The 11,419-nt window shown below is 43.5% G+C and carries 11 protein-coding genes; 10 read left to right on the plus strand and 1 reads right to left on the minus strand.

Annotation, left to right across the window (positions count from 1 at the left end; all coding sequences use genetic code 11):
• The 10 genes from BN3456_RS03025 to BN3456_RS03070 form a co-directional block, all read left to right on the plus strand.
• A partial coding sequence (locus BN3456_RS03025) for a hypothetical protein (protein ID WP_347457625.1) occupies positions 1-491 on the plus strand: 491 nt, incomplete at its 5' end.
• A 252-nt stretch (positions 492-743) separates the two neighbouring features.
• A complete protein-coding gene (locus BN3456_RS03030; protein ID WP_089982689.1) occupies positions 744-1,055 on the plus strand; it encodes a hypothetical protein in 312 nt (103 codons plus the stop codon).
• Between the two features lie 3 nt (positions 1,056-1,058).
• Complete coding sequence (locus BN3456_RS03035; RefSeq protein WP_089982690.1) at positions 1,059-2,105, plus strand: V0D/AC39 family V-type ATPase subunit; 1,047 nt, start codon at positions 1,059-1,061, stop codon at positions 2,103-2,105.
• The gene (locus BN3456_RS03040) at positions 2,102-4,048 is read left to right on the plus strand and encodes a V-type ATP synthase subunit I (protein ID WP_089982691.1); all 1,947 of its coding nucleotides are present in this window, start codon (positions 2,102-2,104) and stop codon (positions 4,046-4,048) included. The genes BN3456_RS03035 and BN3456_RS03040 overlap by 4 nt, the downstream gene beginning before the upstream one ends.
• Before the next feature lie 14 nt (positions 4,049-4,062).
• Positions 4,063-4,491, plus strand: a complete 429-nt coding sequence (locus BN3456_RS03045) for an ATP synthase subunit C (RefSeq protein WP_089982692.1) — start codon at positions 4,063-4,065, stop codon at positions 4,489-4,491.
• 1 nt (position 4,492) lies between these two features.
• A complete protein-coding gene (locus BN3456_RS03050) occupies positions 4,493-4,801 on the plus strand; it encodes a V-type ATP synthase subunit F (RefSeq protein WP_089982693.1) in 309 nt (102 codons plus the stop codon).
• 26 nt (positions 4,802-4,827) lie between these two features.
• Positions 4,828-5,415 (plus strand): V-type ATP synthase subunit E, encoded by a 588-nt coding sequence (locus BN3456_RS03055; protein WP_242862784.1) that lies wholly within the window; start codon positions 4,828-4,830, stop codon positions 5,413-5,415.
• Positions 5,408-7,174 (plus strand): V-type ATP synthase subunit A, encoded by a 1,767-nt coding sequence (locus BN3456_RS03060; RefSeq protein WP_089982694.1) that lies wholly within the window; start codon positions 5,408-5,410, stop codon positions 7,172-7,174. The genes BN3456_RS03055 and BN3456_RS03060 overlap by 8 nt, the downstream gene beginning before the upstream one ends.
• A 17-nt stretch (positions 7,175-7,191) precedes the next feature.
• Positions 7,192-8,559: a V-type ATP synthase subunit B gene (locus tag BN3456_RS03065; RefSeq protein ID WP_089982695.1), complete on the plus strand. Its 1,368-nt coding sequence runs from the start codon at positions 7,192-7,194 to the stop codon at positions 8,557-8,559.
• 120 nt (positions 8,560-8,679) lie between these two features.
• Positions 8,680-9,306, plus strand: a complete 627-nt coding sequence (locus tag BN3456_RS03070; protein ID WP_089982696.1) for a V-type ATP synthase subunit D — start codon at positions 8,680-8,682, stop codon at positions 9,304-9,306.
• A 111-nt stretch (positions 9,307-9,417) separates the two neighbouring features.
• Here the strand turns inward: BN3456_RS03070 and glgB are convergent, their stop codons facing one another.
• On the minus strand, positions 9,418-11,343 hold the full coding sequence (gene glgB / locus BN3456_RS03075) for a 1,4-alpha-glucan branching protein GlgB (RefSeq protein WP_089982697.1): 1,926 nt from the start codon (positions 11,341-11,343) through the stop codon (positions 9,418-9,420).
• Between the last annotated feature and the right edge of the window lie 76 nt (positions 11,344-11,419).

Here is an 11,419-nt window from a genome sequence, read left to right on the forward strand (position 1 = left end):
ACCTCTCCCATGTGAAGGTACAGATTACTGCATCAAGAAAAGATATTTATCTTGTGCTGGTTTATGGCATCACCGAACATCCAATGATGCTTGCCACCAATAAAAAAATTGAATCAAAAGAAGATGTGATCCGTGTAGCACGAACATACTTTTCCAGATGGAAAATTGAAGAATATTTCCGTTGTAAAAAACAGATGTTCCAGTTTGAAAACTTCCGCGTACGGAAGCTTTGTGCAATCAATGCACTTAACTTTTATATCACCTTATGCATGGCGTTTCTGGCCTTGATCTCAATGGAAGAAGAGACAAATGCACTCAAGGTTTCAATCATAAAAACGGCAGATCCCATCAAGGAAAAAGTTTTCTTCTGCTATTACCGATTGGCAAAAGGCATCTCAGGCATACTGTCGTATGCGAAAGAGGGCGTCAGACTCTGGTTTCGGACAAAACGTCCGGCATACCGTCAACTTTGCTTTAAGCTGGTCGCTTAGATAGAGGGTCTGCCCCATTGGGCATAAAAGAATAATTCTCCTAAAGTCCGGTTCCGGCGGGGCTTATTTCAGTACCTCTATTCACAATACTGTCTTTTCATTTTTTTCAAAAATAGGACAGATTGGTACTTTAGAAGAAGTTATCTCTTTTGAAATTACATTTTGCGGAAACTCAAGTGTACTCTCCTTGCTTTTTTTTCTGAAGGGTGTATTATAGAGATAATTACTAACAACGAGTACAGGAGGCTTACTATGGACTCTATTGTAAAGAGATTAACAGAGATAGAATCTTCTGCCGCTGCCATTGTGGATCACGCGGAAGAACAGAAAGCTGCCCTGGATGAGGAGTACCAGGAAGCACGCCGCAAATTTGACGAAGAGCTTGAGGCAGAGACACAGAATAAAATCGCAGAGATACGAGAGGCACTGGAGCGCAGCAAGACAAACCGCCTTGTGGGACAAACCGGGGCAAACAATGATTTCATTACGGCTTTGCACCATGAATATGATGAGAAGCACACAAACTATGCTCAGGATATCTTAATGAAGATAACAGAGGTGTAGTCTATGGGAAATCTACTTGTTTACAGCGGAATTGTGACGAAAGTTCGCGCTATGGAAGCCAAGCTTTTAAAACCGGAGCAATTTGAAGAGATTGTCGGACTTCACAGTGTACCGGAAGTTTTTTCTTATCTCAAGGAAAATTCCTCCTATGCCGGCACCCTGGAGGCAATCGATCAAACCAGACTTCACAGAGGTGACATCGAGAAGATTTTAACTCTGTCCTTGTATCAGGATTACCGGAAGATCTTTAGCTTCTGCAATCTGGATCAACGTAGATTTTTAAAGCTTTACATGAAACGCTATGAAATTGATCTAATCAATTATTGTTTTCGCATCGTAATCAATCATTATTCACAGCCCTTTGATATTGATTACAAGAAGCCGTTTTTTGACAGATATTCCAGCATTTCGATTGAGAAGCTGATTGAATCAAGAACTACGGACGAGCTGGTTGAAAATCTGAAGGGAACGGAATATTATCTGCCGTTAAAGAGGTTGCAGGAACGGCAGCCAATCACCTTATTTGATTACGACCTGACACTGGATTTATATTACTTTTCCACTATATGGAGAGTGCGGAAAAAGGTACTGAAGAAGAAAGAACTGGAGATTTTTACCCATGATTACGGTTCACAGATAGATTTACTGAACATGCAGTGGATATACCGTGCAAAAAAATACTACGATATGCCCCCGGCCCATATCTATTCTCTTCTGATTCCCATACACTATAAGATCTCTATAGATTTAATAAAGGAACTTGTGGAATCAGCCAATATGGATGATTTTTTTGCGGCCATGGCAAAGACATCTTATTCACGTCACTATGATTTTGAGCAAAACCTGACGATTGAACAGATGTACACCAATTGTCTGTATCATCTTTACATGGCGGACAAAAGGAGTAATCCTTATTCCATTGCCACAATTAATACCTACTTGTTTCTTAAAGAAGAAGAGCTCAGAAAGCTGACAACCGCCATAGAATGTATCCGCTATAATCTTACACCCGGCGAAACGCTGGCATATGTTGGAGGTATAACTCAATGATTGTTAAAATGAAATTCGTTAACATCTCCGGCCCTCAAAACGATATTGATCGGGTGACTGATCTTTACCTGTCAAGGTATGAGATTCAATTGGAGTCGGCCCTCTCCGAATTGAAGACCGTTGATGATCTCAGACCCTTTGTGGAAATGAATCCATACCGGGATGCACTGAATAAATCAATACAATTTGTAGACTATCTGCCCGATTCTGAAAATATCACACCGGATGATTCACTTTCTCTCAATGATATGTTTGAGGTCATCCGAAATGCAAATCAGAACTACACAGGTTTTCAGGAAAAGAAAGATAAGCTGAAGAAGAAAATGGATGATTTGAAGAAGAAACAGCAGATCATCGCACCTTTCAGGCCAATGGACTGTTATTTGGATCAAATTCTGAATTTCAGGTTTATCGCATACAGATTCGGCCGCATTGCCATCGAATATTTCGACAAGATGAATAAATATCTGATAGATAACCTCAGTGCCATATTTGTAGAGGGAGAAAGAGATGACAGCTATGTCTATGGGGCTTATTTTTTATCTCCGGAGGACACCCAAAAGGTAGATGCTGTATTCCGTTCTCTTCATTTTGAAAAAATAGAATTGACCGATGAATTCCGAGATACCCCTACAGAAGAATATCAAAGGTGTATTCGCGAAATTTACAATACGAACCAGGAGATGGACGATCTGGATAAAGCCATTGGCGAAATGTTTCTCTCCCAGGCCCCCCAGCTCATTGCAGCCAGGGACCGTCTGGAGGAGTTGGCCAATAACTTCGACGTCCGCAAAATGGCTGCCCGTATGGAGAACAAAAAGGAAGACTATTATATTTTATGTGGGTGGATGGCTGAAGATGATGTAGGTAATTTTCTGCAGGAAATAAAAAATGACGATAAAGTATTTGTTGTAGTGGAGGATGATCGAGATACTTATTTCGGTGATCCCCCGACAAAGCTTGAAAATCCGGGAATTTTTAAACCTTTTGAAATGTTTATCCGAATGTACGGACTTCCTTCTCATGATGAGATAGACCCTACAATATTTGTAGGCCTTACCTATTCTTTCATATTCGGTATCATGTTTGGGGATGTAGGGCAGGGCCTTCTGCTTCTGATCGGCGGCAGCCTCATTTATTATATTAAAAAGGCTCCCCTGGCAGGAATTATAGCAACAGCAGGCATCCTTTCCACAATCTTTGGATTTATGTTTGGCAGTGTATTTGGATTTGAAGATATTATCAAGCCTCTCTGGCTGAGGCCTATCGACCATATGACCACATTGCCTTTCATTGGAAAACTGAATACAGTCTTTATTGTATCCGTAGCCTTCGGCATGGGAATCATACTGATAGCAATGATTTTGCACATTATCAATGCCATCCGGAGCAGAGATACCGAAAATATCTGGTTTGATTCCAACGGACTCGCCGGATTTGTATTTTATCTTTCCATTGTTGTTACGATTGTATTATTTATGACCGGTCATAAAACTCCCGGTGGGATTGTCATGGGCATTATGTTCGGGGTACCCCTTCTGCTCATTCTCTTTAAAGAGCCAATTACTAAGATAATACAAAAACGAGCCAGGAAAATGGACGAAGGTGCCGGCATGTTTCTGGTACAGGGATTTTTTGAATTATTTGAGACCTTGTTGAGTTACTTTTCCAACACTCTTTCTTTCGTCCGTATCGGTGCCTTTGCAGTCAGCCATGCTGCCATCATGGAAGTTGTGCTTATTTTGGCTGGAGCAGAAAACGGCTCCCCCAACTGGGCAGTTATTATACTGGGGAACCTGTTTGTATGCGCTTTTGAAGGTCTGATTGTAGGAATTCAGGTACTTCGTCTGGAATATTATGAAATGTTCAGCCGTTTTTACAAGGGAGGCGGCAGAGCCTTTGAGCCATATACTAAGAGAACAAAAAAAGCAAAGAAAAAGTAGGGAGGACCTTAATTATGACATTGGCAACAAAAATTGTTTTTATTGTAGCTTTAATCCTGAGTATTATTATTCCGTTTGGTTACTATCTGATTGGAGAAAAGAACAAAAAGCGCTATAAGAAAACCATCGGTGTAAATGCATTTTTCTTTTTTGGTGCATTCGCCATTGCCTCTATTATGATGTTTGGCGGTGACGTGCAGGCAGCTGACACTTCCGCTGCCGCATCCACAGCAACAGGACTTGGCTATCTCGCAGCCGCTCTGGTTACCGGTTTATCCTGTATCGGCGGAGGTATTGCCGTGGCAAGTGCAGCCAGTGCGGCTTTAGGAGCTATTAGCGAAGACTCCAGCGTACTGGGTAAGTCACTGATTTTTGTAGGTCTTGCAGAAGGTGTCTGCCTCTATGGGCTGATCATCTCCTTTATGATCCTGGGTAAACTGTAATATGAAAATGTATCTGATCAGTGATAATGTCGATACCTATACAGGAATGCGCCTTGCAGGGGTAGACGGAATCGTCGTTCATGAGCGCAGAGAGCTCTACGATGCTCTCCAGAAAGTTCTGCAGGATAAAACCATAGGCATTGTTCTCCTCACAGAAATGTTCGGGCAGGAGTTCCCCGATATCATCGATGAATTCCGGCTGGAAAGAAAAATGCCTCTTCTTATAGAGATTCCTGACAGACACGGAACCGGACGTAAAAAAGACTTTATCACCTCTTATATTACAGAGGCAATTGGGCTAAAACTATAGGACAGAACATAAAGGAGGTACCCAACTTGGATCTGGAAGAGAAAATTTCGCGCCTGCGGACTACCTCTATGAGAGAGGCCAGAGCAGAGGGAAATGCCATTATTGACAAATACCGGGAAGCATTACAAAAAGTATTAGAAGATCACAAAGAAGAAGCGCTCCGTCAGTCTGAAACCCGGGTTAAGGCTGAAAAGATCAATGCCAGGCTTCAGTTAAATCAGGCTATGGCTCATTCTCAGCTTGAACTAAAGAGAGTGCAGGGAAAAGTTCAGCAGGAGTTAAAGGATAAGATTTTTAAGGAAACCGACGCCCTGGTGCAGGATTTTATGAAAACAGATGCTTATAAAGAATATCTGATAAAATGTATCCGCAAATCAGCAGCTTTTGCAAACGGGGATGATATCGTCATCTATATTAATCCTTCTGACGAAAAGCTTCTCCCTGCTTTGGAGGAAGCTGTCGGGACAAAGCTTACAGTCAGCAAAGAAGATTTTACTGGCGGCATCCGTGCCGTCATTCGAAGCCGTAATGTTTTAATAGATGACTCATTTAAAACAGCTCTTCGAAATGAATATGGCAAATTCTTTTTCTCAGGAGGTGGCACTATTGGTTAATACTGAAAAAATATACGGAATCAATGGTCCCATTATCTACCTGAGAGGCAATACCGGCTTCCGCATGTCGGAGATGGTATATGTGGGAACTGAAAAACTAGTAGGGGAAGTTATTGCCCTGGACAAAGATATAACTACGATACAGGTTTACGAAGAAACAACCGGACTTAATCCCGGTGAAGAAGTGATTGCATCGGGCAGCCCGGTCTCTGTGACCCTTGCCCCTGGAATTTTAAATAATATTTTTGATGGCATCGAACGTCCTCTGGAGAAAATTTCTGAGACAAGCGGAGCATTTATTACACGCGGTGTCAGTGTAGATTCCCTGGACAAAGACAAGAAATGGAAAACTCATATTACCGTTTCAAAAGGAGCATATCTTCATCCCGGAGATATTATTGCAGAGGTCCCCGAAACCCACGCCATTGTCCACAAATGTATGGTTCCTCCCGACATTCAGGGCACCGTTGTGGAAGTTGTGCCAGATGGAGACTACACAATTCAGGATACCCTGATTACACTGGAACTTAACAATGGAACAAAAACGGAGCTGACTATGACCCAGCACTGGCCTATTCGTACTGCACGACCGGTTCAGGAGAGATTTTCTGTGTCAAAGCCTCTCGTCACGGGACAACGTATTATAGATACCATGTTTCCCATTGCAAAAGGGGGTACGGCAGCCATTCCCGGTGGGTTCGGCACCGGAAAAACGATGACACAGCATCAGATAGCAAAGTGGTCCGATGCTGATATTATTGTTTACATCGGCTGCGGAGAGCGGGGAAATGAAATGACCCAGGTGTTGGAGGAGTTTGGAAAACTCATAGATCCCAGATCAGGCAATCCATTGATGGACAGGACAATTCTTATCGCCAATACTTCCAACATGCCTGTAGCTGCCCGTGAGGCCAGTATTTATACGGGGTTGACGCTGGCGGAGTACTATCGGGATATGGGCTATGATGTAGCGATTATGGCGGATTCCACCTCCCGCTGGGCAGAGGCACTGCGTGAGCTGTCCGGCCGTCTGGAAGAGATGCCCGCAGAAGAAGGGTTTCCTGCATATCTTGCCTCCCGGCTTTCTGCCTTTTATGAAAGAGCCGGCATGATGCAGAATCTGAATGACACTATCGGCTCTGTCACAATTATCGGCGCTGTTTCACCCCAGGGCGGTGATTTTTCCGAGCCTGTCACCCAGAATACAAAACGTTTTGTCCGCTGTTTCTGGGGATTGGATAAGAGCCTGGCATATGCGAGACATTTTCCAGCTATCCACTGGCTGACAAGTTATAGTGAATACCTGGGTGATCTGGCCTCCTGGTATCACGACAATGTTTCTCCTAAATTTGTAGACTACCGCAACCGCCTGATAGCTCTTTTGAATCAGGAAAGCAGTCTTCTGGAAATTGTGAAACTCATCGGAAGTGATGTGCTGCCTGATGATCAAAAGCTGGTGCTTGAGATTTCCCGTGTCATTCGGCTGGGATTTTTGCAGCAGAACGCTTTTCACAAAGATGATACTTGTGTTTCCATGGAAAAGCAATTTCTCATGATGGACACGATTTTATATCTCTACAAACAATCCCGTTCACTTGTAACTATGGGGCATCCAATGTCTGTATTGAAATCAGAGGATATTTTCGACAGGGTCATTGCTATTAAATATGATGTGCCAAATGACAAACCGGAATTGTTTGCCCAGTACCTGCGTGACATTGATGCCTTTTATCAACGAGTACTGGAAAAGAATGCTTAAGGAGGAAGACACGTCTTATGGCAATAGAATATTTAGGACTCAGCAGCATTAATGGCCCCCTGGTAGCTCTGGAGGGAGTTCAGGATGCCTTTTACGATGAACTCGTAGAATTTGTCGTGGGCGACACAGAGCATAAAATTGGGCGTATTGTCGAGGTCTATGAAGACAAAGCAGTGATACAGGTATTCGAAGGAACCGGAAGCATGTCCTTAAAGAATACCCATACCCGCCTCACAGGGCATCCCATGGAAATTGCCCTTTCACCAGAGATGCTGGGGCGCACCTTCGATGGTATCGGCCGCCCAATCGATGACCTGGGGCAGCTTACATCTACTCTAAAAAGAGATGTAAACGGCCTGCCCCTTAATCCCGTTAAGCGGGAGTATCCACGTAACTATATCAACACCGGCATTTCCGCCATCGACGGATTGACAACACTGATTCGTGGACAGAAACTCCCTATTTTTTCTGGAAACGGACTTCCACACGACCAGCTTGCTGCCCAAATCGTAAAGCAGGCATCTCTCGGCGAGGACTCTGATGAACAGTTTGCAATCGTATTTGCAGCTATGGGTGTCAAACATGATGTGGCTGACTTTTTCCGCCGCACTTTTGAAGAAAATGGAGTCTCCGATCATGTTGCCATGTTCCTGAATATGGCAAATGATCCTGTGGTGGAGCGCCTCATAACACCAAAAGTAGCTCTTACCGTAGCGGAATATCTGGCTTTTGATCAGAACATGCATATTCTGGTTATTCTTACCGACATGACCTCCTTTGCCGAGGCCCTCCGGGAAGTCTCCTCTTCCAAGGGAGAAATTCCCAGCCGGAAAGGATTTCCCGGATATCTCTACAGCGAGCTTGCTTCCATATACGAACGAGCCGGTATTATACAGGGGGCAAAAGGTTCCGTGACCCAGCTTCCCATACTGACCATGCCAAACGATGATATCACCCATCCCATTCCTGATTTGACCGGTTATATTACCGAAGGTCAGATTGTACTGGAACGAGGGCTTCATGGACAGTCCATCTACCCTCCAATCAACATTCTGCCCTCCCTCTCCCGCCTCATGAAAGACGGTATCGGAGAAGGTTATACCCGGGAAGACCACCAGGATCTGGCAAACCAGCTCTTCTCTGCCTACGCAAAAGTAGGTGATGCCAGAAATCTGGCATCTGTCATCGGAGAAGATGAGCTTTCGCCAATCGATAAAAAATACCTGGAATTTGGAACAGCCTTTGAAGAAAAATATATCGGCCAGGGACAGCAGGAAAACCGCAGCATAGAGGAAACATTAAATCTGGGATGGGAACTGTTACGGCTGCTGCCAAAAGAAGAACTGGACAGAGTAGATACAAAAATACTCGATAAGTACTTTTAAAGGGGACTGTCCCTTTTGCAAGCCGTTTTCAGAATATTCTGAAACTAACTGGAAGGACGTAATCGAGCCGGCCCTTCGGGTACTGATAATTGGAAGAAAACATTAGAGAGGAGGACACATATGGATCCACGTACTTTTCCTACAAAAGGGAATCTCATGCTAGCCAGGAATTCTCTTGCCCTAGCCCGGCAGGGCTATGATCTGATGGACAGAAAGAGAAATATCCTGATTCGTGAACTGATGAATTTAATTGACGAAGCCCGAGACATCCAGGATGAAATAGACAGTACCTTTACCTATGCCTACCACTGTCTGCAGCGTGCTAATATTGAGCATGGTATCAGTATGGTTTCCCAGCTCGCTTATACCATACCTATCGAAAATTCCATCACAATACAGACTCGAAGCATTATGGGTACCGAGATTCCTCATGTGAAATATACTCCCAGAAATAACGCCCCCACCTACTCCTTCCACACAACGAAGGAATCTATAGACATTGCTGTACAAGCCTTTCGAAAGGTAAAGAAATTGACTATCAAACTAGCTATGGTAGAAAATGCTGCCTACCGTCTGGCAGCTAATATAAAAAAGACTCAGAAGCGTGCAAACGCCTTGCAGAATATTACAATTCCAAAATATTCCCAGCTGGTGTACGATATTACAAACGCATTGGAGGAAAAAGAACGGGAAGAATTTACACGGTTAAAAGTCATAAAACGTACAAAAGAAAAAAAGAGGGCCTGATACCCAAAATATCACATGGGCCTATATTCGAAAAAGAGGAAAAGTTCTGTGTTTCTGCAGGACTTTTCCTCTTTAAATCTTCTTTTCCTAAATATATTCTAATTCGATAACTCAAAATTCAAATACCGCAACTCCGTATCCCGGCAGCGGATAAGCAAAAGAGTAAGCCCTGCCGTCACATTCCTTTGTCTCAGCTTTATATATAACCGGCCTTTCTTCACCTGTACCCCCATATTCTTTCTCATCGCTGTTGAGTATCAGTTTATACTGCTTTTTCCTCGGCACCCCTACTCTGTAATCAGAGCGCTCCACAGGTGTAAAATTACATACAAACAAGAGATTTTTTTCACTATCCCTTGAATGTCTTACAAAGCTAAAAATGCTCCGGAAGGTGTCGTCTTTATTGATCCATTCAAACCCCTTTGGTTCGTTATCCAGCTCATACAAAGCCCTGTTCTTCTTATACAAATGAAGCAAATCCTTATAAAATCTCTGTATCTGCCGGTGAGGCTCCTCTGCCAGTAAAAACCAATCCAGTTCCCGTTCTTCGCTCCATTCGCGAAGCTGCCCAAACTCCTGGCCCATAAAAAGCAGTTTCTTCCCCGGATGGCCCATCATAAATGCATAGGCAACCTTTAGATTTGCAAACTTGTCAAATCCATTTCCTGGCATTTTATTAATCAAGGAACGTTTCAAATGTACCACTTCATCATGGGACAACACTAGTATATAATTTTCACTGTATGCATATTCAATAGAAAATGACATCTGGTAATGTACATTTTTGCGAAACAGAGGGTCCAGCTTCATATATTCCGTAAAATCATGCATCCATCCCATATTCCATTTCAGACTGAAGCCCAGGCCGCCATCTTCCGGTGCACCTGTGACCCTGGGCCATGCGGTAGATTCCTCTGCAATCATCATAGCTCCGGGGTTTCTGCCCAGGACTACAGAATTCAAATGTTTAAAAAATGCAACTGCCTCCAGATTCTCATTTCCTCCGAATTTATTCGGAATCCACTGCCCTTCCTTTTTTCCATAGTCGAGGTAAAGCATAGAAGCCACAGCATCCACCCGCAGACCGTCCACGTGATAGTGCTCAATCCAGAACAACGCATTAGCTATAAGGAAATTTCGCACCTCCGGTTTGCCATAATCAAACACTTTCGTCCCCCAGTCGGGATTCTCTCCTTTTCTCTGATCTGCATATTCAAATACCGGGGTCCCGTCAAAAAGAGCAAGTCCATGTGCATCTCGGGGAAAATGGGCCGGTACCCAGTCGAGTATAACTCCAATCTTGTTTTTATGAAGGTAATTAATCATATAGGCAAAGTCTTCCGGCGTTCCATATCTGGATGTAGGTGCATAATATCCTGTCACCTGATACCCCCAGGAGCCGTCAAAAGGATGTTCTAAGATGCCCATCAGCTCTACATGTGTATAGCCCATATCTTTGACATACTTTGCGATTTCCCCGGCAAATTCCCTGTATGTGTAGAAACCTTTATCCTCCCTGTCCGGATGCCTCATCCATGACCCCATATGAACTTCATACACTGAAAGGGGATTATTCTTATTCTCCCACTCTATTCTGCTTTTCATCCAGACTTCATCAGTCCAGGCTAGATGGGAAACATCCATAATACGTGATGCGGTCCCCGGCCGCAGCTCAGCATAGGTGGCAAATGGATCTGCTTTAAATATACGTTTTCCCTGTGTAGTTTCTATGCAAAATTTGTATAATTCGCCCTGCTGCCTCCCTGGGATAAAGCAGGTATATATGCCAATCTCTCCCTGGCGCTTCATATAATTCTTTTCAAAACACCAGTCGTTGAAATCGCCCACGACAGACACCCGCCTTGCGTTCGGAGCCCAGACTGCAAAATATATCCCTTCTTTTCCCCTCGCTGTTACTTTGTGAGCACCAAGTTTTTTATAAATCTCATAATGAGTTCCCTGTCCAAACAAATACTCATCCAGTTCCCCAATTTCATATGCATTTGTCTTTTTCCGTACAGTTTTACTTTTCCCCATAAACCCACCTCACAGCTCGTATTTTATACTTATCATTATACTTGAAACGACCGAAAAAATAAAGGCAAACCCAATT

It is taken from the genome of Clostridium sp. C105KSO13 (assembly GCF_001517425.1).
Classification (GTDB): Bacteria; Bacillota; Clostridia; order Lachnospirales; family Lachnospiraceae; genus Muricomes.